Here is a 25053-nt window from a genome sequence, read left to right on the forward strand (position 1 = left end):
GAATTACCTGATGGATTTATCCTTGCAACAACGTATCCATGCCTTTACCGCATTGGGAAACCTGTTACAAAGCCTACCTTCCTCTACTCAGGAGGACCTTTTTCCGCAAATCGTGGGAAACAACCCTTGGTTTATTCCTGCCCAAACCCAATTAGCCATACAGGGGATCCGGGAAATGCTTCGGCCAGACTCGCTTGAAAATTGGCTGGCCAATTACCCCATCCCGCCCACAATTGATCAGAAATCCATTGGGTTGGTAATGGCTGGAAATATCCCAGGAGTGGGATTCCATGACCTATTATGCGTTCTTTTAACCGGGCATATCGCCCACATTAAGCTGAGCTCGACAGATAGAGTATTGATACCATGGCTGGTGGATCGTTTGCTTGAAATAGAACCGGGATTTTCGGAGCAAATCCGATGGGCCGAACGCCTACAGGGAATGGATGCCTATATTGCTACCGGCAGCAACAACTCCGCCCGGTACTTCGATTATTATTTTGGAAAGTATCCCCATATCATTCGAAAGAACAGAACTTCCGTGGCTGTGTTAAACGGAAAGGAAACCGCTGAGGAACTCGTCCTTCTCACATCCGATGTGCTGCAGTATTTTGGCCTTGGATGCCGTAATGTTTCCAAGTTATATGTAAGCAGTCCACAGCAGATTGTTGCTTTTCTGGAGGCTTCTTCACCGATGAGCCACGTAATGGATCATCACAAATACGCGAACAATTACGATTACAACAAATCCATCTACCTGGTGAATGGTGAGGATCATTTGGACAATGGGTTTCTTCTCATGCGCCAATCAGAAGATTTGGTATCCCCCATAGCTGTTGTACATTACGCCATGTACCACTCTCAAGAAGAAGTTGAAGAAAAATTACGAAACCAATCGGATCGCATTCAATGTACCCTCAGCAAAGGTGGCTGGTTACCCGGTTCTATCCCTTTTGGATCCGCACAGTGCCCTGTGGTAAGCGATTATGCGGACAATGTCGACACCATCCAATTTTTGCTTTCGCTCTGAGGTAACAGTGCTGTCCTCAATAGGTCGCTTGCAATGTATTCGGTCAACTTGCCATAATTACTATAAATAAGCTAAAGAGGCCGATTTTACAGGTTTTTTTGACTGGTTTTTATATCTTTGCGGGAAATTAGGTTTTTAATAAACATAACCATAAAACATTCCCAATGGTATTTGATATTGAAATGATCAAAGCTGTGTATGCCAGCTTTCCGGCGAAAATCGAAGCCGCTAGAAAAGCGGTTGGCAAGCCGCTTACACTTACGGAAAAAATCCTTTACGCGCACCTGTCTCAGGGAGATGCTTCGGGGGCATATGCAAGAGGAAAAGATTATGTGGATTTCCAACCAGACCGAGTAGCCATGCAGGATGCCACTGCCCAAATGGCGTTGTTGCAGTTTATGCAAGCGGGTAGAGCCAAAGTAGCTGTGCCTTCTACCGTTCACTGTGACCACCTGATCCAAGCTGAAGTTGGTGCAAGCACCGATCTGGAGAAAGCAAAAAACAAAAATAAAGAGGTCTATGACTTTTTGGCTTCCGTGTCGAACAAGTACGGACTGGGATTCTGGAAGCCTGGGGCAGGGATCATCCATCAGGTTGTTTTGGAAAACTATGCGTTCCCTGGCGGCATGATGATCGGTACCGATTCGCATACGCCCAATGCCGGTGGACTGGGCATGATCGCGATCGGTGTAGGCGGTGCCGACGCCTGCGATGTGATGGCAGGCTTACCTTGGGAACTGAAATTCCCTAAATTAATTGGTGTAAAGCTCACTGGCAAACTTTCCGGATGGACATCCGCCAAAGACGTTATACTTAAGGTAGCCGGTATCTTGACCGTAAAGGGAGGTACTGGAAACATCGTAGAATATTTCGGCGAAGGAGCAAACTCACTTTCGGCAACAGGAAAAGGCACAATATGCAACATGGGTGCTGAGATAGGTGCCACCACGTCCATTTTCGGATATGATGAAAAATCGGAGGCCTACCTACGGGGAACCGGTCGTGAAGAGGTAGCAGACCTTGCGAATGGTATTAGAGAGCATCTGACCGGTGATCCCGAAGTATATGCTGATCCTGCCACCTACTTCGATCAGGTAATCGAAATCAACCTGTCCGAATTGGAACCCCATATCAATGGGCCCTTCACCCCAGATTTGGCCTGGCCTTTGTCCAAATTTGCCGCCGCTGTCAAGGAAAATGGATGGCCTCAAAAATTAGAGGTAGGATTGATAGGATCCTGTACCAATTCCTCTTATGAAGATATTTCCCGCGCCGCCTCTCTTGCCCAACAGGCTGTCGACAAAAAGCTGACTGCCAAATCAGAATATACCATTACACCGGGATCTGAACAGGTGAGGTATACCGTAGAGCGCGATGGCTTCCTAGGAGTATTCGAAAACATGGGAGGAGTAGTACTTGCAAATGCCTGCGGACCTTGTATCGGACAGTGGGCGCGCCACGGTGCCGAAAAACAGGAAAAAAACTCCATCATCACCTCCTTCAACAGGAACTTCGCCAAGAGGGCCGATGGAAATCCAAATACCCACTCCTTTGTGGCTTCACCGGAGATAGTGACAGCCATGGCGATAGCGGGAGACCTGACATTTAACCCCATGACCGACTCCCTTACCAACGAAGAAGGCCAAGCAGTAAAGTTGGACGAGCCACAGGGTTTGGAAATGCCTACCAAAGGATTTGCCGTAGAAGACGCGGGCTATCAGGCACCAGCAGCTGACGGTTCGTCGGTTGAGGTAATAGTAGACCCCAAATCTGACCGGCTTCAACTACTGGATCCATTCGCAGCTTGGGAAGGAACAGACCTTACCGGACTGAAACTGCTTATCAAAGCCCAGGGAAAATGTACCACCGACCATATCTCCATGGCAGGGCCTTGGCTGCGTTTCCGAGGTCATCTGGACAATATTTCCAACAACATGCTAATCGGTGCGGTAAATGCGTTTAACGGTGAAACAAACAAAGTAAAAAACCAAATCACCGGAGAATATGGTGAAGTTCCTGCCGTGCAGCGCCAATACAAGCTCCACAATATCGGTTCGGTAGTGGTGGGCGATGAAAACTATGGTGAAGGGTCGTCTCGGGAACATGCTGCCATGGAACCTCGGTTTTTGGGTGTTCGTGCTATTTTGGTGAAGTCATTTGCGCGAATCCACGAGACAAACCTAAAGAAACAGGGCATGCTGGCGTTGACTTTCGACAACCCTGCCGATTACGACCTGATCAAGGAAGACGACAGTATCGATATACTAGGGTTGGAGACCTTTTCTCCTGGCAGCCCTCTTACGGTTGTTTTGAACCATACAGATGGCACCAAAGATTCTATCAAAGTGAACCATACCTACAACGAAGGACAAATAGGATGGTTTAAAGCGGGGTCTGCCTTGAATCTAATAAAAGCAGGCAAGTAACACTTTCTGCATTTGAAATAATAAAAGCCAGGTCCGGTTTGGGCCTGGCTTTTTCATACAGGAAAAAACCATTTTGGCACAATGTACCAGTAGTCCAATCTAGTCAATTTAAGTAGTACCCTAGCTGTATAGAAAAGTCCTTCCTTTTGAATCAGGTTACTACACCTCCCGATCGCCTGTATAATAAGCAAGCCGGATTTTTCTAAATTGAATTCAAATGAGCTTTCTCCGCTTCGTGCCGGTGACGGCACCTGTGATAAACGTGGTATCGAGGATTTCTGGCTTTGAAATGAAACAAGTTATCTCTAATGACACAAAAAAGGCAAGTTAAGACCCCTAATGGCACTTCGAGATGCCTCTTCTTTATTCCTTTGTTCTTTTTGGTTTTGAGCAAAAATACCTTGATAGCCCAAAAAGTTGAATCAGATGAACGGGCCCTGATCAATGTGCAAGAAGGTCTTGGGTTCCAGAAAGACTCCCTCTTCCTCCTGAACCTTCGATTTAGGATCCAAAATCGGGCTGGTTATAACAATATTAGGGGAGACAATTTCTCTGTGGATATGTATGACATGAAGGTACGAAGGCTTCGGTTGAGACTGGACGGCTTTGTGCTAAACCCTAAAATCCAGTATTACATCCAAATGGCCTTTTCACGTTCGGATATGGATTTGGAATCGGGAAATACCGCCCAAACACTGCGGGACGCCATCGTATACTATACCTTTTCCGACAAATTCTACGTTGGATTTGGCCAGTCTAAACTACCGGGAAACAGGCAACGGGTTGTCAGTTCCGGAAATCTCCAGTTTGCCGATAGATCCGTGGCCAATGCCTTCTTTAACATAGACCGGGATTTTGGGTTCTTTGGGTATTATACGCAGCCCTTGGCGGGAAGATCCCTAGCGATGCTTAAAGGCGCCGTAACCACCGGGCAAGGCCGAAATTCCTTCAACAACAATGATGGGTTTGCCTATACCGGTCGCATAGAATTACTACCATTTGGTAAGTTCACCAACAATGGCGACTATTCCGAGGGTGACCAGCAATTTGAGCCAAAACCCAAACTCTCACTTGCCGCAACGGTAAGTAGAAACCACAAAGCAACGCGAGCTGGAGGGCAGACAGGATTGGTTCTTTACGAGGAGCGGAACCTCAACAGCCTGATCCTGGATGGCGTTTTCAAATATACCGGTTGGGCACTATCATCGGAATACATGCAGCGAAACGCCGCCAATCCGATTACCCAAAATGCAGAGGGACTGACCCGCCATGTATTTGTAGGCCATGGCATGAATACCCAGCTTAGCAAAATGGTTTCCAGAAAAAGCGAATTAGCCGTCAGGTACGCCTTTACGTCGGCAAAGGAAGTTCTTTACCCAAGAGAAGCAGATATAGATGAGTTGCTCTTTGGATATACCCGTTATTTAAACGGTCACCGCATAAAGATCCAGGGTAATTTCGGTTATCGTTGGATCGACCGTATTTCCTCCATTGCCGGCCTCTCTTCTGGAGTGACCGGAACCTTCCAGGTTGAATTTGGAATATAAGTTGGGAAATGCGGTAGCACCATGTTTACCTTTGTCCAAGGAAATTTCTCTACTATTGATGAGGAGATTGTACCTAAAAAATCAGCCTTCTGACATACAAGAGGCTGATTTTTTAGTTCAATTGATCATACCAATCCCTAGGGAATCCACTTGATGTCTTTAAAGTTAGGCTTTCGTTTCTCCAGAAAGGCATTCCTTCCTTCTTTCGCTTCTTCGGTCATGTAAGCCAAGCGGGTCGCCTCCCCGGCAAAAACCTGCTGCCCCACCATTCCGTCGTCGGTTAGGTTAAATGCAAACTTTAACATTTTTATCGAAGTTGGGGACTTGGCCAAAATTTCCTGTGCCCACTGATACGCGGTTTCTTCCAGTTCAGCATGGGGAACCACGGCATTTACCATACCCATCTCATATGCTTCCTGCGCGCTGTAGTTTCGACCGAGAAAAAATATCTCCCTGGCCCGCTTTTGACCGACCATCTTGGCTAGGTAGGCAGAGCCATATCCTCCGTCAAAACTCGTTACATCCGCATCTGTTTGCTTAAAAATCGCATGCTCTTTGCTGGCAAGCGTCAAGTCACAGACCACGTGGAGGCTATGCCCCCCTCCCACGGCCCAACCTGGCACCACGGCAATGACCACTTTGGGCATAAAACGGATAAGTCGCTGTACTTCCAGGATGTTGAGCCGATGCATACCGTCTTCTCCTACATACCCCTGATGACCTCTCGCCCGCTGATCGCCTCCGCTGCAAAATGCATAGACACCATCCTTCGGGGATGGCCCTTCTGCTGATAGCAACACCACACCAACCGAGGTGTCCTCCCTCGCATCCAAAAAGGCCTCATACAACTCACTCGTCGTTTTTGGGCGAAACGCATTCCGAACCTCGGGACGGTTAAATGCAATTCGGGCCACACCATTGCATTTCTTATAGGTAATATCTTCGAAATTCTTTACAGTTTCCCAATTCATCATTCTGGCTTCTTTTTTTCCTGCAAGATAACAGGCTTCTGGGAATTTTTGACGAATATTGGAGATGGATTCAGAGGCCTATTAAGAATCCTAGCGAGCTTTTTAGGCAAAAATCCTTGGTATTTACACAAGTAATTTGGTTTGATTTCTTCCGCCCACCAATTGTCTAAAAAGTTGATTTTTACAACCCTGAATAGTTATACGTTTGAGGAAATCAAGCAGGGAAAATGGACGGAAGATGAACCAGAATGGACTGGAGCCTTTCAGTTTTGCTATGATTGGCTCAATGGTACCAACATATTTACGCTAAATACTTCCGGATCCACAGGTAGCCCGAAACTGATAGAAGTTTCCCGCGAGCAGATGCGCATTAGCGCGCGCAACACAAGACGTTTTCTCAACCTTGGCATGGGCTGCAGCTTACTTTGCAGCCTGAATACCGAGATGATCGCCGGAAAGATGATGCTGGTGCGGGCATTAGAGTGGCAGAGTAAACTTTATTTGAGCAAACCCAGTACCCTCATATCATCGCCTGTTGATGACGTACACATAGACTTGGCCGCAGTAGTGCCCATGCAATTGGAGGCCAGCTTGGAAAACCCGGAATCACGGGCACTTCTAAACCGTATCGAAAACCTACTGGTAGGCGGTGCACCTATCTCACCCACCCTCAAAGAGAAAACCAAAGACCTGAAAAACAAGGTTTATCAGACCTTTGGGATGACCGAAACGGTATCCCACATTGCTATGGCAGACCTTAAGTGCGATGGGCCTTTAATTTATAAAGCCCTGCCCGGTGTAAAATTAACCACCTCCAAACAAGGGACATTGGTCATCCAAGCAAAGATGGCCATAGCACCGAAGTTGGAAACAAATGACCTTGTCGAGTTGGTCGGGAAAAATAGCTTCATCTGGAAAGGCCGTATCGATTTTGTTATCAATTCGGGTGGTATCAAACTGTATCCAGAACAGATCGAATCCGAAATAGAACCCCTCTGGAGGATGCGTTTTCCAGGAACCCGTTTTTTTATATGGAAAACGCCAGACCCAACGCTTGGGGAAGCAGTCCTGTTGGTTGTTGAAAAACTAGGCACCACCGAACCGAACATGGCAGCCTTTTTGATGGAGTTAAAACTGCATCTGCCAAAATACCACATCCCAAAAGCGATCCTTTCCGTAGATCAAATGCAAACAACCGAATCTTCAAAAATAAACAAATTGGAGACACTGAAACCTTACTTAACATGAGCAGTTTAGTTTTTTTCATGCTTTATTTCTGGATGGCAACCCCTATCAACACACAGTTCAGCGTCACATTCACGAATCTGCCGAGTAACCAAGGCTACGTCTATGTGCTGCTTTTTAACCAACCGGATGGCTTTCCAAACCAACCCCACAAAGCATACCGTAACTTTAAGGTTCCGATCCGCGAAGGCGCAGCAGAACTATCCATTAGCGGTCTTCCCGTGGGCACATATGCGATCTCGACCTTCCACGACCACGACAACGATGGCGTCCTGAGGACTGGAGCCTTCGGTATTCCAAAAGACGCCTACGGTTTTTCAAACAATGCGAAAGGGCTTTTTGGGCCGCCCCCTTTTGAAAAAGCAGCGTTCAGGCTACAGGAAGTTCCGAAAAAAATATCCATTCGAATGAATCTTTAGGAGACATCGGCTACATCCCGAAACCACCCGGTGATGCTGGCTCTATCTTGTGTGGTAGGCAAAACTTCGTGGGGGATTTCGCCACTCAAGAAAACGACGAGCCTCCCTCCTTTTGGCAAAACATCAACAAGCCTTTCCTCTTTATCTGAAGATGGCAAATACATCCTAAGTTCCCCACCAAACGACTCCTCCCATTCTTCATTCAGGTATAGAATTACCGTGACTACCCGGTACTTTACCGCCTGAAACTGATCCAGATGCCTTTTGTAAAAAGAGCCGGGTGGATATACGGCAAAGTGACACTCAAAGGATCTTAATCCTAAAAAACACCGCCTGTTAATAGCCTGACGTAGCCGCTCCATTAGAGACCAATAGCGCTCCTGAACAGGGGAAAGGGCGCGTTCATCCATCCACAAAACCCGATCACTACGAATCTCCGGTTTGATGGTAAATGACTCGCCTTTGCCTATGCCAGCATGTCTAAAACTACCCTCGGACAACAACTCCTGCTGCTCACCGAGCAGCTGGCTACGAAGAACTTCCGGTAAGTAATCATCAACCACCACCCAACCTTGCTCATATACTGCTTGGGCGATTGCTTCGTTTATGGATAGATAATCTGGCTCTTCTTTGGACATGCCGACCCTTTTTTATTGCAAATATAAACAGATGAAATTTCCGTTTCGTGACCTTTTTTAAAGGCAATCGCCTAATTTTGTCCTGTAAATACACCAAGAGCGCACATGCACCTAAAATCGGATGATATTATACGGCTAGAGTTGGACTATTCAACGGGCGACATTCCCCCTCCGTTCAACCATGTCTATAAATTGAAGCTCAGTTTTGAAAAAACCTTTGTCAATGCGCAGTTTGAGATCCAGTACCTTCATCGCGAAGAACTTTCGGAGGCGGATATTATAAACGAAGGGTTCACACCCGACGATGATTTCCGGTTTGTAGGAGAGATACCGAAAGTATGGGAGTCGCCTTTGAAAAAGCTTTATGCCCAGACCAAATGGTCTAACCAGAAACTGCTGGGTGAAGAGGGTGGCGTCAAGGTGTTGGCAAAGGACATCCATGGCAAACTTGTGCGAAGTATCCCAAATAATCAGACAGAATGGCAATACTTGGCACAGGAGTTTATACAAGCGATCTACGAGGTTAGCAAACGGGAGGCTCCCCTTACCATACGTTATAAATCGATTTCTCCCGAAAAGGTATGGATGTATGAAATGACGATTCGATTTGCCACCCGGAAAATTGACCTTAGGCTAAACGGGGCATCAGTTCACATGGATTGGGAGGATGCCAAAGAATTGTTGTCCAACATATTTTTGCCGGATTATGATTACGAAATCGCAAAAGCATCTGAACCTACCAAAAAGGGTACCTACATCGATGTGGGCGATGGCTTATGGCATGATTTTAGCCAAGGGATATACAACCTAGACGAGTCATTTGACGCAAAAAGTCAAATAAAGAATACATTCGAAAAACTAAACCAGTTGTCCTGATGAAACACATGAAATTTTTGCTTGGATTATTCCTGAGCGGTACAATTATTTCCAGTTGCGCGGATTGGAGCAATACGGGAAAAGGGGCTGCAGTCGGAGCAGGTGCAGGAGGTGCGATAGGGGGACTTATCGGCAATAAGAAAGGAAATACCGCTGGCGGTGCGATCATCGGTGCAGCCGTGGGAGGAGCCGCCGGTGCAGCCATAGGCAAATACATGGATAGGCAGGCCAAGGAATTGGAGGCTATCGAAAATGCGCAGGTAGAACGTGTAGAGGAAGGTATCAAGATCGTTTTCGAATCCGGTATACTTTTCGGCTTTGATTCCTTTGCATTGACGCCTGACTCCCAGAAAAGTGTGATGGAGTTGGCCGACATTCTAAACAAGTATCCGGACACCAACGTGGTGATCGAAGGGCATACCGACAACAGGGGAAGCGCCTCTTACAATCAAGGGCTGTCTGAGCGCCGGGCGAATTCGGTCGCTAACTACTTGAAGACAAAAGGTGTATCCGGCGATCGACTCACTACCATTGGCTATGGCTTTGAACGTCCTGTGGCTTCAAATGATACCGACCAGGGAAGAGCCCAAAACAGAAGAGTTGAAATAGGAATAACGGCCAATGAGACCCTTTTGGAAAAAGCAGAAAGCGGAGATTTGGAATAATTCGGCCTTAGGGTATGCATAACAAAAACGGCAGGCATCTGGATAAAAAGACGGTTCTGCCGTTTTTTATTTTGATTTGACGATTTGCTCCCTTAAATCACGGATCATATGGGCGATAGCCTCTAGGGAAACGGCTTGATCTCGCTCCCTGGGACTTGGAAACACCGTACTGATAAAAGCCTTGGCTTCCCAAATCTCAAGAACCTCCTGCGCCCCTACCTCAAATGGCTTATATAGTTCATTATCGGAAACCAAAAACAATTTACCCCGCTCTGCAAGGTAATTGAACACCCTCTTGTACACCACGCCATCGTTCGTGGTCACCAATACGTAGGTTCTGCCATTTCTCAGGTGTTCAATTTGCTCCAAAAAAGATCCGATGATTATTGTTCCCGGTTGAATGGGCAACATACTGTCGCCGGTTATTTCAAATGCCCGATAGGTTCGGCCACCGGGGAGGTTGGGAAGTTGAAATTGCGGCAAAGTGCCCACGTATTCAGTGTCTGAATACCCGCTTAGGTATCCGGCAGACGCCTTCTGGCTTACCAGGCAGATACCTTCCCGGTCTTCCCGATCTACCGTCACGGCTAACACGCGAAGAGGGGGATGCACGAGCGTTTCCTTTCCTTCCCCGGATGACAAATCCCGCATCATCAACCCATCGACGGTAACACCAAATACGTTTGACAATATGGTGAGCGATGAAAGCTTGGGTTCGGAGCGTCCATCTTCATAGGCAGAAATCATAGTTCGCTGAATGCCCAGTTTCGCTGCCAAAGCCTCCTGGGTCATACCTATGCGCTGCCGTAAAAATCGAATGTTTTTTGCCAAATACATGCATCTTTATAATCTAGGCAGTGTATATAAAAAACCGGTTGTCATCTTTCCAGTATTCCTTGAATGAAAACTTCATCAAATCCAACGTGGCTCTTTTGCGCATCGTAATCCTGCTCCACAATTCCGCATAGATCTCTTCGTCTGTACGATCGCCCTCTATCAGAAGATAGCCGTATCGTGGAAACTCCCCTCCTTCTACTGAAAACTTTACTTGTAAATTCCCGGAGGGTAATTGCTTTGTGGTATAACTAATCTGCATATAGCTTGGTATTTAGAGGTTTCATTGATTTGTTTGTAAAACCAACATATCAAAGATACAATTGTTTATTTAATAAACAAACCATTTAGCTGGAATTCAAGCCAATTTTCAACCCCCCTCTGGATCATTTTTTAAAAATAACCAAAGGATAGGGTATATTCTTACCCATAAAAATCAACTATGATTTCTTTAATTAATTTATTGGTTCTTTTTTAAACCAATATTTGGACACTTGTTTTTTTTGTTTGGAAATTAAGCTAAATTTAAACCGCATTAGGCAACTACTAACAACATTAAAAACATGAAAAACATTAACAGAAGAAATTGGCTTAAAACAAGCGTGCTGGGATTGGGTTCCATATCCTTGGCATCTAGTGATTTGTTTGCAAGAAACGGAGGCGGCTCTTTGAGCAACTGGAGCAGCGAGAGCATGGTTAAGGAGATCATCTACCCTCCAATGAATGAAATTAAGATGAGGGCTAGGCTTTCAGCAAATGAAAACCCCTTTGGCCCCTCAGCTAAGGTTCAGAAAGCTATTTCCGAATCCATTGCTATGGGAAACCGCTACGGCCATGCAGACGCAGCCTACCTTATCAGTATGATCGCTGAAAAAGAAGGTGTGAAACCAGAAAATATTATGCTTGGCCCTGGCTCCACAGATCTCTTGGAAAAAACAGCTATCGTACTTTGTAAGGACGGAGGAAATGTTGTGTCTGCGGATCCTACGTACATGTCCCTGATCAATACTGCTGAAAAGATCGGTGGCAGTTGGAAAGCCGTTCCCCTGAAAAGCGACTACTCTCACGATCTACCTGGAATGAGTGCAGCAGTAGACAATACTACCAAATTGGTCTATGTATGTAATCCAAACAACCCAATGGGGGCGATAACCGCTGGCTCTTCTTTGAAGGAGTTTTGCAAATCCGTATCCAAAAAAGCACCTATCTTCGTTGATGAGGCTTACTTGGAATTTATGGACAATCCAGGGGACAACACCATGGCCGGACTGGTCGCCGAGGGATATGACGTGATGGTAGCCCGTACCTTCTCAAAGATTCACGGTATGGCAGGTCTTCGTGTAGGATACTTGGTTGCCACTGAGGAACGCGTAAAATCAATCACTTCATTGGTACGAGGAACCATGGGACTTTGCGTCACTTCATTGAAGGGAGCAATCGCCAGTATGCAGGATGAGCAGTTCCTCACCAATTGCCGCAAGTGGAACAAAGAGTCGAGGGAGTTTACTACAGAAAAGGTTGTATCCATGGGCTTTGCGCCAATCCCTTCCCACACGAGTTTTGTGATCTTCCCCATCGCCCAAGAGGGCAGGGAGTTTTCCAAAAAAATGATGGATCAGGGAGTCGGCATTCGAGCCTATTCCATGTATGATTCTTCATGGTGTAGGGTTAGTATGGGCACTATGGATGAGATGAAACTATTCGTAGACGCACTCAAAGTATCTACTACCTAAAGCTATAAACGGAAACAATAAACCCAAATAACCCTCTCTATTTATGCATTAGCCACTAATAATCAATTTAATTTATGAACATAGCAGTCCAAAAGACGCTTTCCTTGCTCCTGCTTTTGGTAATTGGGTTTTTGTTAAGAGGAAAGCTGGGGGATCCTGCTCAGCAAAAAGGGTTGAAAACGTTAATCCTTACGGTGGCACTACCAGCCATCATCTTTGTTGCGTTGCTTAAGGCTGAGGTTCAGCCAGATTTATTGATGCTGCCGATCCTCGCCATTTCTTTTAACGTGGTGCTTTATTTCATTTTGAAATTTACGCTACCGTTTTTTGGAATTGACAAAGATAGCAGCACCTACCGAACGTACCTGCTTCTGTTTCCGTCCTTGGCGCCCGGGATGTCCTGTTTCCCTTTTCTGATCGAATATTTGGGAGACGATGCATTGGCTTGGGGCGCATTGGCGGATATCGGCAACAAGATATTTGTGTTGATCATAGCTTACCTGATCGCCATGCGGTGGTATTTCCGAATCAACACCAATATTCAGGCGGGAAACGGTGACAAGCTAAAGTCCCTTCTTCTAAGTTTGATAAACGAGCCAATAAACATCGTCATCGTATTGGCCTTGGTGCTTTTGAGCTTTGATATCCATTTAGTTGATCTTCCGAGCTTTATCGCCACAGCCATCAGCACACTGAGCAATCTAATGACTCCCTTGGTACTTATCTTCATAGGTATCGCGGTAGTTTTCAATTGGAGACAAATCAGAAAAATCGCCGGTTTGTTGATGGTTCGGGCAGGTCTTACCTTCGTCCTTAGCGGGTTGGTGTTGATGTTTGCTCCGAATCTTTCTTACGCGGCCATTATGGTACTCGTGGTTTTTCCTCAAAGTGCCATTAGCTTTTGGCCCTTTGCACACATGGCATCCATTACAGCGTTGGAACAAAAACAGGAAAACAGTCGCAAAAGAACTTTCGACATGGAATTGGCCGTCAATATCCTTGCCGTATCGCTGCCATTTTCAACGTTGATCATGCTAACGGTATTTTCATTTGGAGAATTGTTTGCTTCTACCGCAACCTTGTTTACTGTGGGACTGGGTCTAGTAGCATTAGGAATTATCAAACCAGTACTTTCCTGGTTTAACCTAATCGAGTACAAACCTTCCTTTGAAAAAGAAGGTAACTAATCAGATCCGATAATCACAAACCCTAGGAAGTAATAAAACCACCACTAACACCTTTAATATGAAAAATGGCTGTTGAGTTTCGACAGCCATTTTTTTTGGTGTAAAGAACGCACCGGTATAGAAAACCAGAAAACCCAGATAAGGTGGGACAAAGGAAAAAAGTCCATAAAAAAACCTGCCCAGATTTCCCGCCCCATTACTGAACGCGCAAAACCCGGACAGGAAAAAAAACACCTGAATGGTAACTAACAAAAATGCACTATTATACTTTATTTAGTTTATGGGTGTGAACCTTTTTAAATGCATCTACAAACATTCCCAAATCATCCAAGGTACCCATGCTCACTCTGCAATATTGCTGACCATCTATGAGAGCGGTCTTTATGGAGACTTGATTGGCCATCATTTTCTTCTGGAATTCAGCACCGTCCATTCCAATAGGGAATAAGATAAAATTGGTGTGGGAAGGAACGTATTCGAATCCCAGTCTTTTCAATTCACTGTATACGAACTGCTTTCCCTCTTCATTCTTTTTGACGGAGTATTTCAGGAACTCTGCATCGGTAAGGCTCGCAGCTGCTGCCGCCATCGAAGGGCCGGTCAAGGTATTACGGGGGCCTTCTGCTGACAATGCTTTAATCACATCCGGTTGGGCAATGCAATAGCCTACGCGCAAACCTGCAAAAGCATGAACCTTCGAAAAAGTCTTTGCTACAATAATATTTTTGCCATTACGAACACACTCGACCGTAGTACTGCCTGCTGGATCGTCCATATAATCAATATAGGCCTCATCCACAAATACCGGAACCTTGTCAGATACCAAATCACAGAAAGATCGGATTTCCGTTCCAGTCATGATCTTACCTGTTGGGTTGTTGGGATTTACCAAATAAAGCAGGGAAATATCCTTGGAGACTTTATCCTCCATTGCTCCCAGATTGTGATCCAATTCCTTGGTAAGCGGTACTTTTACCCACTCAGCTCCCAGAGACTCTGCCGAACGAACCAAGGAAAAATAGGTGGGATCCGCTGAGAGAACCTTGGTACTTTTGCCTCCATATACCCTGGCAGCGGCATGAAGCAATTCACTGGAGCCTGCTCCTAGCAGAATATAGCTCTTATCCACGCCTTCTACCTTTGCGATGGTTTCAACCAGTTGGTCACGGTAGTGCCTTGGATACAAAAACGCATCGTCAATAGCCGCCTTCAGGGCCTTTTTTGCAGAGGCTGCAGGCCCAAACGGATTTTCATTGGAAGACAACCGCGCATAATAATCAGCGGGTCTCTTTTTTGCAAGTGCATGCTGAGGAGCGGAGGGTGCTGCCTGAACATACCCCGCAGTCAATATCCCTGCGGTCGCGGTCATACTGGCCTTCAGCCAGTTTCTCCGATTAAGGTTTTTCATAAAATGGTGGATTAGGGGTTAAAGTATTTAAGTATTTAGAAATATACGATTTTTATTTGGAAAAATAATTAGGGAGCCGCAAAATGTTCGGAGGTTCCTTTAAACCGTCCCGAATTGACCTTGCGTACTCCCTAACTCTACAAAAAAATGATTGGCTCTATTGCCTTACTACCACGTTGTGATAGGTTCGGAACGCTATGTTCTTATGCACGCCGGCAAACTCCAACCGTACAGAATTCCCTACTCTTGGCGAGGATAGTCCGAGAGTTGACCAAGGCTGCTGAAATACCAAAGAACCGGTATTGTCAGTGGTCGCAGTCCCAATTTCCTGGTTATGGTTGATAAAAACCCTAACCTGAAGTCCGGAAACCGGAATAGAATCGATCCCTACGCGATGATCTAGTATCCCGCTTTTATCCAACTCATAAAATCTGCCCGTAACGGTCACTGGGGCAGTGGCCTGAAAGGAAGAACCCTGTAGCAGTACCAATACTGGTGAGGCTACATTGGGTGTCACCAGCCCGTCTTCTTCAACGCAGGAGAAGCATACTACCGCCAAGAGGGCTATATATATACCTAGGTTTTTATTCAGAATTTTCATATGTCTTAAATTGTTTTGTAGTTAATAATCTTCGGGCCAGAAACCATTACTCTGCCCACCAAAGCTTGGTTCTCATCGTATCATCTCCTCCCAAAAGCTGGACTCCGGTGGCTACATTGCTGCTGTTCAGGGAATATTCTCCAAGAGGATACTCCAAACGGGTAGGCAACACTCCATTATTAGTAAATATAGAGCTAGGATGCGGTGCAGGCATAACAGGGAAACCGGTTCTCCTGTATTCAGTCCACGCCTCAATGCCTTGACCAAATAGGGCAATCCACTTTTGAGTCATGATAACTTCCTTATTGATCGTTCCCAAACGGGACATATAGTCGCTTGGCATGGACAACCCGTTTTGTTCAAACGACGCTGCTATTGCTCGTCGTAGATACTCTTGGGAATCACCTTGAATATCTCCGTCGAATGCCGCTTCTGCCAGGACAAACAACAGTTCGGAATAGGTCATCAGGATACTAGGCGCGGATGGGTCAAGGAATCGATCACCAATGGTTGAAGCCACAAAGGTCGCAGCAGCTTCATCTGTTAATCCATTCGGAAGTCCGGCAAATTCTCCAGTTGGCGTTGGCTTTGCATAGGCGTTAATACGTGGATCGTCCAGCTCCAACAACTTTCCGATTAGCGTACTACTGATATTCCAATCAGATCGTGTCGAGAATACGTCAAACATTTTATTTCTGCTTCCGATCACGTTTGCATGGTTGAGTGCTGCATACTCACTGTTGCTGGCGAAAATGGGGAAGGCGGTGGGGTTTGCCAGTATTTCCTGCATAATCGCCCGAGATTCGGCAGGCTTTTTCGCTGCTTGGCGATTGGCCAACTTCAAGCGCAGGGAGTTTGCAAACTTCTTCCAACGTAGGATATTCCCGTTATAAAGGATATCTCCGTCGACTCTTGGCCCGCCCACGGTCAATTTCTCGTTGGCCAATTTAAGGTCGGCAAGGAGGCCTGCATAGATATCCTCCATGGAATCGTACTTTGGAGAGTAGATTGGCTCATCTGCCGTTCCTTTTAGGGCCTCCGAGTAGGGAATGGGGCCGAATACATCAGTGAGGTAGGAATACGTGAATGCTTTCATTACCAGCGCAATCCCCTCATAGTTGACATTCGCATAGCGAGCCCCTGGTCTGGATAGCTTGAGGATACTCTCAAAATTAACCAGCGAATTACGGTACACGTTATCCCAAGTACCTGAAGAAATAGTTACGGGAACTTCATAATTGTCACCCTCGGAGTTAATGTATATGTTCCTGGCAATATGCTGAATCCAACACATGGCCGCATCAATATTGAGCCGTTGGTATCTCGTGCTGTGACCCCAATACCGATCAGCTGAAACTTGGATGGCATTGGGAAGCAGTAAGCTAGGGGACACCACCTCCGGTTCGTTGGGGTTTGTGTTGGTTTCCTCAAATTCTCCGGTACAGGCACCGGCTATCAGGCCAAAGACCAAGAGGAATGCGAAAGGTATGTTTTTATAAATTTTCATTATTACTGTCGGATTAGTGAAACAATTAGAAAGTGACATTAAGGTTGAACCCAATGTTTCGGGTAGAAGGCTGCTCGCCGGACGCGAATCCCTGTGCGTTACCCCCCTTCATATCAACTTCTGGATCCATGTGTGGATGGTTTCTGTGCAACATGGCTAGGTTCCTTCCAACCAGCGACACCCGGACTCCTTGGATAAAGGTTTTGCCCAAAATAGACTGAGGAATGGTGTACCCAAAAGTCACCTCTCTGAGTTTTACGAAAGAACCGTCGAATATCCCCGCCTCGTGGAAATTCCGTGGGTTTGTCGCATTCCAGAAAGTAGCCGCCTGAATAACCACATCATTCGGTACAAAGGAGGGATTTTCCGCCGTTCCTACGTTTTTAACTCCCTGGCCAATCACGCCTTCCTCACGACCTATGGCTGTCTCTGCGTACTGACCGGTTTTTCTGGCAAGGCCCGTGCCCACGTCAAAGATATCGCCACCCATCCTGATGTCAATCAAAGTACCAAGAGAGAAATTCCTGTATTTGAAGTCATTGGCAATGCCTCCCATCCAATCGGGCTGTATGTTACCAAGCGCAAAGGTTCCCGGCTCCAATTGGGGCAATCCATTATTGTAGACGATCTCCCCTTCAGGTGACCGAAGGTAACGTCGGCCATAAAAAGTGCCGTATGGCTGCCCTATGCGAGCCTCGGAGGTAACACTGTTTTGAGAGCCCAAAATGTAGTTCTCCAACCCTTCGGCAAGCTCAACAACCAAGTTTCGGTTGCGGGAGAAGTTTACAGACACATCCCAATTTAATCCTCCCCTGTTTTGTAATACGGAAGCCGTCAACATAGCTTCTACTCCTTGGTTGGTAACCTCACCTGCATTTAGCGTACGGAACTGATAACCGGAGGCATTTGATATAGCCACTGCGAGAATTTGGTTGGTGGTAGATTGGTGGTAATAGGTCAAGTCCAAACCAATTCTCCCGTTCAAAAATCGCAGGTCCAAACCAACTTCCCTGCCGGTGGTAATTTCAGGTTTCAGATCCCTGTTAGCAATGGTAGGAGCCTCAGAGTAAGTAGGGGTGGTTCCTGCCCACAGCCCTTGTGCCATGAATGTTTGTCGCAATTGATAAGGATCTGCGTCATTACCCACCTGTGCGAGGGACGCACGTACCTTTGCAAAGGACAAGACCCTGCTCTGTATGTCAAAGATATCGGTGATCACCGCACTCAAAGCTACCGAGGGATAAAAGAAGGAGTTGGCATTAATCGGCAAGGTGCTGGACCAGTCGTTTCTACCGGTTATGTCCAAAAACAACGAATTGTTATAGCCAAATTGGGTGGCGCCAAACACACTGTTTACGGTCTGTCTCCTGATTTCACTTGAGGGAACTACCGGACTGGCATAGTTACCCAGATTGTAGAGTCCATCTATGGTCAATTCCCGGACATTTACGGCATTGCTGACAAAATCATTGGTTCGGTTGATTCCACCTGCCTGCACATTGACGGAAAACTTAGAAGCGAACGTCTTATTGTAATTAAGGATAAAATCGCTGTTAGTTTCCTGGCTGCTAATATTGGTTTGGGTGTAGGCTCCCAAAATACGCACAAAGTTCTTGGTTCGCTCCACACTGGTCACATCCGTTCGGTTGTCTGACCAATAGTCTGTTCCTGATCGAATCATTAAGCTTAGATTGTCAGTGAACTTGTAGGTAGCGGCAATATTGCCCACCAAGCGATCCTTCATATTGGCATTTGGATACCTGTCCTGCAAGAAGTAGGGGTTCGCAAAATACTCGTGCTGCCAGTTCGCATAGGGATAGTCATCACCAGGTCGAAAAGTCGCCCTTTGGATCTCGTAGTAATCCTCCCAGTTTCTGAGCCTATCGTATTCCGTGTGGCGGTGAGCCCAAATAAAATCCGAGCTCGCTGTATATCTCCTATTATCCGATCCGGACTTTACGTATTCCGCACTCACCGTAACATTCAATTTGGAGGTCAGGTTATAGCCAGCGTTGATTTTAAAGTTGTTACGGAAGTAGCCGTTGTTATACATAATACTTTGCTGATCCAATCTTCCCAATGAAAGCCGGAAATTTCCACTTTCATTTGCACCCGATACAGCTACGTTGTTCTGAACGGCACTACCGGTTTCCCAAAACTGCTCCCAGTTGTTAGGTTGCGGAAGCAACGGCACCCGATCGGGAGCGGAATACCAAAGAGGTACCAACCTGCCATCCATGGGAGCCCCCCAGCTTTCGTCTACTCCTGCCGTTCCCCTGATTCCGTCTGCATCAAACCCATTTCTGCCGTCTACATACCAAGTTCTGTATCCCGCACCTCCACCGTATATATTTTGGAAGTTTGGCTTAATCAACGGCCGGTCAAAGGTGACATTTGAGTTAAATTCGACACCTATACCTTTGGTTCCTGAACCATCCTTGGTGGTAACCATGATCACACCGTTGGCAGCCCGAGAGCCGTACAATGCCGCGGCTGTCGCCCCCTTTAATACGTTGATTTCCTTAATGTTGTCCGGATTGATTTCAGAAAGTCCACCCCCATACCTTCTGGTGTCGGTCTGCTCCAATGGAACACCATCCACCACCACGAGAGGCTGGTTATTCCCGGATACGGAAGAAGATCCACGAATTACCACGTGGGATCCCGAACCTGGCATAGAGTTACTGTTGATCTGGACACCGGCGATTCGTCCGGCCAAGTTATTCACGACGTTGGGCTGCCGTGCTTCTGCCAGTTTGCTGCCATCCACCGATTGGGTGGTGTAGCCAAGTGCCTTCTTTTCACGTTCCATCCCGAAGGCTGTAACTACAACCTCGGAGAGTGCTTGGGTATCTGGAACGAGTGATACGCTTAGCGAACTTCTGTTTCCGATGGTTACCTCTTGTTTGTTGTAGCCAATGAAGGAAACCTCCAGAATGTTTTCGCCTTCAGCCAAAGACAATGAAAACTCCCCATCCAAGTCAGTGGCTGCACCTTTGACGGTCCCCTTTACCAGCACACTGGCACCAATGATGGGATCATTATTTTCATCCAATACTTTACCGGAGATGGATCTCCCCTGTGCGAATAGCGGATTGTCGAGTACCGACACCGCAGCGATGACTGCAACGAGAAATAAACCTTTCAGGAAGGAATGTTTCCCACTCCATAGTGTAAACGTTTTGATCATGTTGTTAATGGTTAAAGTGAACTATATAGGGTCCTGCAATGCAGGTTTTTTGCTTGCGCAACGTAGGTTATTTGGGCTAGTTGAAAAAGACTAATAATGCAGGTCGTAAGGCTTTCCTTCTGATGTTATCAGGGCTTCCTTCATTTCCCGATTTAAATATAGAACAGGAATCAGGTAAAAAACAACAAACCAAAATTTATTTTTTCAACCAACTAAAAAAGAAGCTAAGAAAAAAATATTTATTTATTTTTAATTTATTAATTTTTAATTATATTATTATACTTATTTAATATTTTTAAATCTATTTTTTATTTGTTTTATTATATATTATTTTTTAATTCTTACTCGAAACATTTTTCCTTGTAGTCTCGTAACTGGATATATTTTTTACCATTATTTCAACCATAGGATATTTTACTCTTTATTATTGGTTTATTTTTAACCCTAAATCAAAATTTTATCTTCATTTTTCCGTAATATAAGTATTTTTATTAACTATTAAAATAGGTAACATTCTACAAACTATTTTAATTTTTTATTTTTGATTTTTTAAAAAATTATATTTCTATTAATACGTATTTTACAGACTTTTATTAATTTGATGTCTTAAGTGGTTTCCATGGTCATCCCTCTTCATCGCTACCGAATGCAGCGATATAAACCGTTGCCCCTTGTATGCACACATTTCGAAGACAGTATTTCCAATTGTGAACAAGACCAAAAAAACCGCTTTTCGGACTGTAGTCCATCCCCAAATAAAAAACCACTTGGTTTCCCAAGTGGCTCAAAATGCTAACCACGAAACGTAAATCGCAGACGGATCTACCGAAACTTACTTTTAAGCAGGGCAAGTTTGGTCGCCAAATCCCCTTCCGCTTCCCTTTCCCTTGTATTAGGAGCTTGATTTGGGCGGCCCCCACCTCTCTTAACAGCTCCCTTCTCCGCAAAGGGGTCGGATTTCATGCTAAGTCCGATACGCTTTCTTGCAATGTCTACTTCCATCACAGTTACCGTCACCTTCTGGTTCACAACCACTACATCTGATGGATCATTGACAAACTTATCCGCAAAATGACTCAAGTGTACAAGTCCATCCTGATGAACACCAATATCGACAAATGCCCCAAACTTGGTAATATTTGTAACGATCCCTGGTAGTTTCATCCCAACTTTGAGATCCTGCATGGAATTTACCCCTTCTTCAAATGCAAACAGCTCGAAAGTTTGTCGAGGATCTCTCCCCGGCTTTGCCAATTCATCCAATATATCTTTTAATGTAGGCAGCCCCACATCGGAATTGACGTATTTCTGAAGCACTATCTTTTCGGAAAGCTTGGGATCCTGCACCAAGTTTGCCACCTCACAGCCCAGATCACTTGCCATTTGATTTACCAACGCATATCTCTCCGGATGTACTGCACTGGCATCTAGTGGATTTGATCCATTCCGTACCCGCAAGAAGCCAGCCGCTTGTTCAAACGCTTTCTCCCCAAGCCTGGGCACTTTCTTAATTTCCTCCCTACTCTTGAAAGGCCCATGCTCATTCCTGTATTGGACAATGTTTTGGGCCAGGGCCGAACCCAATCCGGACACATAGGTCAGCAACTGCTTAGAAGCAGTGTTCAGCTCTACTCCCACCCCATTCACACAGCTCATCACCGTATCATCTAGGGAGGTTTTCAAGGCTGACTGATCCACGTCATGCTGGTACTGCCCAACACCAATTGATTTTGGATCAATTTTGACAAGTTCCGCAAGCGGATCCATTAGCCTCCTGCCAATGGAGACGGCTCCCCTAACCGTCAGGTCTAAATCGGGAAACTCCTCCCGCGCCACCTCCGACGCAGAGTAGATGGACGCTCCACTTTCATTCACCATCACCACCATTACCTCCGAGGGCAACCCAATGGATTTGACGAACGACTCCGTTTCCCTTCCAGCGGTTCCATTTCCAATCGCAATCGCAGTAACCTGGTACTGCCGCACCCATTGTAGTATTACCGCGGCGGCGGGAGCAACTTTCCGCTGTGGCTCATTGGGAAAAATAGTCTCATACGCCAAAAACTGCCCCTGTGGTCCCAAGCAAACCATTTTACAACCCGTCCGGAAACCAGGGTCAATCGCAATTACAGCCTTCTCCCCTAAAGGCGCTGCCAGCAGCAACTGACGCAGATTTTCGGCAAACACCTTAATGGCCTCCTCGTCTGCCCGCTTTTTGGAGTACAGCCGTACCTCCGTTTCCATAGAAGGCTTCAGTAAACGTCGATAGCTATCCTTTACCGCTACTTTCACCTGTTCTGATGCGGGATTGTCGCCCTTGAGCACCTGCTTTTCTATCAAACTGATTGCATCCAGTTCATCCGGACAGGTATCCAACATCAAAAACAACTCCTTCTCTCCCCTCCTCATTGCCAGTACCCTGTGGGAAGGCGCCGTTTTGATAGGTTCCGTCCAATCAAAATAATCACGGTATTTTGCCGCCTCCTCTTCCTTTCCCGGAATTACCTTGCATACGAAATTACCTTTCTCGATAAACAAGTTCCGTAGTTTTTCCCTTACTGTGGCATCTTCGTTGACCCACTCCGCCATGATATCCCTTGCGCCTTGAAGCGCATCGTCTGCGGTGAGTACCTCCTTGTCCGCATCGATAAAGCTCTCTGCCATGGCAGTAATATCCCAACCCCGCTCCTGTTCATAGAGTTTTGCGGCGAGGGGCTCCAATCCCTTTTCTTTCGCTATAGTACCTTTTGTCCTACGCTTCGGCTTGTAAGGCAAATAAATATCTTCCAGCACGGACATAGTCTCTGCGGCAGCAATCTTCTTCTCCAACTCCTCCGTAAGCTTCCCCTGTTCCTTAATAGATTTCAGCACCGCCTCCTTCCTTTTTTCCAAATCTCTCAGCTGCTGAATCCGATCTCTGATGGCCGCTACCTGTACTTCGTCCAAACTCCCCGTAACTTCCTTTCTATACCTTGAAATGAAAGGCACTGTGGCTCCCTCGTCCAGTAGGCTTACGGTTTCATCTACTTGTTTAAGTTGGATCCCCAGCTCTTCGGCGATCTTTAGATAATGATTCAAATTTACCATCTGCAAACGTGTTCTGTCAATATCAGTTTTCGGTTTAGGTCTGCAAGTTAATTCCAAATAAGACGTATTGCCTCAAAAAGTTTGAAAAACGAGGTAGGGAATTAAGGTATGAATGTAGTAAATTCGCAACCACACAATTTACAAAACTGATAGCGAATGGATAAGCCGGACCGTCACGAAAAAATTTACGACCTGATAAACCTGGAGGAAATAAGCGGAGGCAGCAATGAGTTTATCGAGCAGATGATTTTACTGTTCCTAGACCAGGCCGAAAACACCATGAAGGGTATGAAACAAGCCCTGGATACAGGAAACATCCGGGAGATCCGAAACCTGGCGCACCAGCTTAAACCAAGCGTTGACAATATCAGGGTGGAGGAACTGGGAAAAACGATCAGACAGGTGGAAGACTTGGCAGAAAACCGGCCAAACTCCTCCGATCTGCCGCACCAAGTTTCCCTAGCTATGGAGCAACTTGCCGAACTCGTTGGTCAATTGAAAAGGGATTTCAGTAGTTTGCTGTAATATTACCACTGTGGATAAAAATGGCGCCTCCTGCGTCTTTCCTGTTCTGCATCCGCTTCTTTGCCCAGAGCCTCCAACACCCTCGCTCGGTAGTCGTGGGCTACTCCGGCTACTGGCGAATCCGGAAATGATTTTACCGACAACGTCAGGAGATCAAGCGCTTTATCGAAAAGTTCTATTGATTGATCATCCACAATTTTTTTTCCTTCCATGAAATTCCCGTGCCAATTCTTTGCCTCAGGTGACATCCGCTCAGCCTCCTGAAAAACCAAAAAGGGGGTAAGTGTCAGCGGTTGCTTCTTTTCGAGGATGGGTAAATCGGCCGAATGGGAAAAAAAGGCTGAAATTGCCTCAAAATAAGCCTTGGCTTCCTTTTGATTGTAGGATCGCCTTCGCAATCGCTTCTCCTCCTTTGGATCGGAAAAAAAGGAGGCCTCCGCAACAACTGCCGGAATCCCGTAGGTTCCCCTAAGTACTCCGGCCCCTGAGTTGGGAAAAATGGCAAAATCAGACACGACACTCAATTCCGACTGACCCTTAAACATAGAAGCCACAAAGGAATCTCCGATCAACTTGGCCAGCCTAACCCCCGCTAGATTTTCCTCTGCACTGCCATGAAAATAAACAATGGGGAAATTAACCGAACGGTCAGCAGTGGCATTGTGGTGAATCGAGACAAACATATCTGCTTTGTTGGCCACTGCCATTTCAGCCCGGTCTGCCAAGCTAACAAGCAGATCCGACTCTCTTGTCATCAGCACCGTAGCACCTGCTTTTTCCAACAGACGTTTTAACACTAAACCAACGCGAAGGTTGATCCACTCCTCCCGTTCTCCGGCAAGTCCTACCCGATACTGATCTGTATCCGCCGTACCTCCATGTCCGGGATCAAGGCAGATTACCTTCCCAGCCAAGGGGGCGATTGGTTGCTGCGCTATCCCCGAAAAGGAGCTAAGCAAAAATAGGATCCAAAGAAATGATCGGTAGAATGGTGCTAACTTCATCTAATTTTTTTTCAACTTATTAAATCGTTTCGGTGGTTGCTGCCAAAACAGATCTGTTGGGATTTGAGAAAACAACGGAAGACCAGCACTTCATGTAAGACCCTACTTTTCCAAGCTTTCATTGATCCCATAACCAATCCACCAAAAAGAACCGCACCGG

At 46.1% G+C, this 25053-nt stretch carries 20 protein-coding genes; 10 read left to right on the forward strand and 10 right to left on the reverse strand.

Translation table 11 applies throughout. The annotated features are described in order from the left end of the window. Nucleotides 1–10 precede the first annotated feature (10 nt). The 3 genes from ADIS_RS14545 (at nt 11) to ADIS_RS14555 (ending at nt 5003) form a co-directional block, all read left to right on the forward strand. A complete protein-coding gene (locus tag ADIS_RS14545) occupies nt 11–1030 on the forward strand; it encodes an acyl-CoA reductase (protein ID WP_010855345.1) in 1020 nt (339 codons plus the stop codon). A 164-nt stretch (nt 1031–1194) separates the two neighbouring features. Beyond that, nucleotides 1195–3456: an aconitate hydratase gene (locus ADIS_RS14550; protein ID WP_010855346.1), complete on the forward strand. Its 2262-nt coding sequence runs from the start codon at nt 1195–1197 to the stop codon at nt 3454–3456. A 308-nt stretch (nt 3457–3764) separates the two neighbouring features. Beyond that, nucleotides 3765–5003, forward strand: a complete 1239-nt coding sequence (locus ADIS_RS14555; RefSeq protein ID WP_010855347.1) for a porin — start codon at nt 3765–3767, stop codon at nt 5001–5003. A gap of 137 nt (nt 5004–5140) precedes the next feature. Here ADIS_RS14555 and ADIS_RS14560 read toward each other — a convergent pair whose 3' ends face one another. Beyond that, nucleotides 5141–5974: a 1,4-dihydroxy-2-naphthoyl-CoA synthase gene (locus tag ADIS_RS14560; RefSeq protein ID WP_035806338.1), complete on the reverse strand. Its 834-nt coding sequence runs from the start codon at nt 5972–5974 to the stop codon at nt 5141–5143. 174 nt (nt 5975–6148) lie between these two features. Between ADIS_RS14560 and ADIS_RS14565 the strand changes: the two genes are divergently transcribed. Then, the gene (locus ADIS_RS14565) at nt 6149–7222 is read left to right on the forward strand and encodes an AMP-binding protein (protein ID WP_162141574.1); all 1074 of its coding nucleotides are present in this window, start codon (nt 6149–6151) and stop codon (nt 7220–7222) included. Beyond that, a complete protein-coding gene (locus tag ADIS_RS14570) occupies nt 7219–7638 on the forward strand; it encodes a DUF2141 domain-containing protein (protein WP_035806220.1) in 420 nt (139 codons plus the stop codon). The genes ADIS_RS14565 and ADIS_RS14570 overlap by 4 nt, the downstream gene beginning before the upstream one ends. Here ADIS_RS14570 and ADIS_RS14575 read toward each other — a convergent pair. Then, nucleotides 7635–8276: a 2OG-Fe(II) oxygenase gene (locus ADIS_RS14575; RefSeq protein WP_010855351.1), complete on the reverse strand. Its 642-nt coding sequence runs from the start codon at nt 8274–8276 to the stop codon at nt 7635–7637. The two genes, ADIS_RS14570 and ADIS_RS14575, sit on opposite strands and share 4 nt — an antisense overlap. A gap of 105 nt (nt 8277–8381) precedes the next feature. On the opposite strand from ADIS_RS14575, the gene ADIS_RS14580 reads away from it, so the two are divergent. Both ADIS_RS14580 and ADIS_RS14585 read left to right on the forward strand, forming a co-directional pair. Then, nucleotides 8382–9152 carry a hypothetical protein gene (locus ADIS_RS14580; RefSeq protein WP_010855352.1) on the forward strand — a complete coding sequence of 257 codons (771 nt, stop codon included), beginning with the start codon at nt 8382–8384 and terminating at the stop codon, nt 9150–9152. Continuing rightward, nucleotides 9152–9817, forward strand: coding sequence for an OmpA family protein (locus ADIS_RS14585; RefSeq protein WP_010855353.1), 666 nt, complete (start codon nt 9152–9154; stop codon nt 9815–9817). Before ADIS_RS14580 ends, ADIS_RS14585 begins: the two co-directional genes overlap by 1 nt. 66 nt (nt 9818–9883) lie before the next feature. Here ADIS_RS14585 and ADIS_RS14590 read toward each other — a convergent pair whose 3' ends face one another. Continuing rightward, nucleotides 9884–10654, reverse strand: a complete 771-nt coding sequence (locus tag ADIS_RS14590; protein WP_010855354.1) for an XRE family transcriptional regulator — start codon at nt 10652–10654, stop codon at nt 9884–9886. Between the two features lie 13 nt (nt 10655–10667). Further along, a complete protein-coding gene (locus ADIS_RS14595; protein WP_010855355.1) occupies nt 10668–10913 on the reverse strand; it encodes a hypothetical protein in 246 nt (81 codons plus the stop codon). Between the two features lie 301 nt (nt 10914–11214). On the opposite strand from ADIS_RS14595, the gene ADIS_RS14600 reads away from it, so the two are divergent. Together ADIS_RS14600 and ADIS_RS14605 are read left to right on the forward strand one after the other, a co-directional pair. Further along, a complete protein-coding gene (locus ADIS_RS14600; protein WP_035806223.1) occupies nt 11215–12384 on the forward strand; it encodes a pyridoxal phosphate-dependent aminotransferase in 1170 nt (389 codons plus the stop codon). Between the two features lie 74 nt (nt 12385–12458). Continuing rightward, on the forward strand, nt 12459–13571 hold the full coding sequence (locus tag ADIS_RS14605) for an AEC family transporter (RefSeq protein ID WP_010855357.1): 1113 nt from the start codon (nt 12459–12461) through the stop codon (nt 13569–13571). 262 nt (nt 13572–13833) lie between these two features. Here ADIS_RS14605 and ADIS_RS14610 read toward each other — a convergent pair whose 3' ends face one another. The 5 genes from ADIS_RS14610 to ADIS_RS14630 all read right to left on the reverse strand — a co-directional run bounded on the left by ADIS_RS14610 (nt 13834) and on the right by ADIS_RS14630 (nt 23364). Continuing rightward, nucleotides 13834–14979 (reverse strand): pyridoxal phosphate-dependent aminotransferase, encoded by a 1146-nt coding sequence (locus tag ADIS_RS14610; protein ID WP_010855359.1) that lies wholly within the window; start codon nt 14977–14979, stop codon nt 13834–13836. Between the two features lie 157 nt (nt 14980–15136). Beyond that, nucleotides 15137–15580 carry a hypothetical protein gene (locus ADIS_RS14615; protein ID WP_010855360.1) on the reverse strand — a complete coding sequence of 148 codons (444 nt, stop codon included), beginning with the start codon at nt 15578–15580 and terminating at the stop codon, nt 15137–15139. 46 nt (nt 15581–15626) lie between these two features. Continuing rightward, nucleotides 15627–17087: a SusD/RagB family nutrient-binding outer membrane lipoprotein gene (locus tag ADIS_RS14620; protein WP_010855361.1), complete on the reverse strand. Its 1461-nt coding sequence runs from the start codon at nt 17085–17087 to the stop codon at nt 15627–15629. Between the two features lie 25 nt (nt 17088–17112). After that, on the reverse strand, nt 17113–20277 hold the full coding sequence (locus ADIS_RS14625) for a SusC/RagA family TonB-linked outer membrane protein (RefSeq protein ID WP_010855362.1): 3165 nt from the start codon (nt 20275–20277) through the stop codon (nt 17113–17115). An 822-nt stretch (nt 20278–21099) separates the two neighbouring features. Next, nucleotides 21100–23364, reverse strand: a complete 2265-nt coding sequence (locus ADIS_RS14630) for a Tex family protein (protein ID WP_010855365.1) — start codon at nt 23362–23364, stop codon at nt 21100–21102. Between the two features lie 156 nt (nt 23365–23520). On the opposite strand from ADIS_RS14630, the gene ADIS_RS14635 reads away from it, so the two are divergent. Next, nucleotides 23521–23889, forward strand: coding sequence for an Hpt domain-containing protein (locus ADIS_RS14635; RefSeq protein ID WP_010855366.1), 369 nt, complete (start codon nt 23521–23523; stop codon nt 23887–23889). A gap of 2 nt (nt 23890–23891) precedes the next feature. On the opposite strand, the gene ADIS_RS14640 is transcribed toward ADIS_RS14635, so the two are convergent. Further along, the gene (locus ADIS_RS14640; RefSeq protein ID WP_010855367.1) at nt 23892–24893 is read right to left on the reverse strand and encodes an N-acetylmuramoyl-L-alanine amidase family protein; all 1002 of its coding nucleotides are present in this window, start codon (nt 24891–24893) and stop codon (nt 23892–23894) included. Between the last annotated feature and the right edge of the window lie 160 nt (nt 24894–25053).

Source organism: Lunatimonas lonarensis (assembly GCF_000390185.1).
Taxonomy (GTDB): Bacteria; Bacteroidota; Bacteroidia; order Cytophagales; family Cyclobacteriaceae; genus Lunatimonas; species Lunatimonas lonarensis.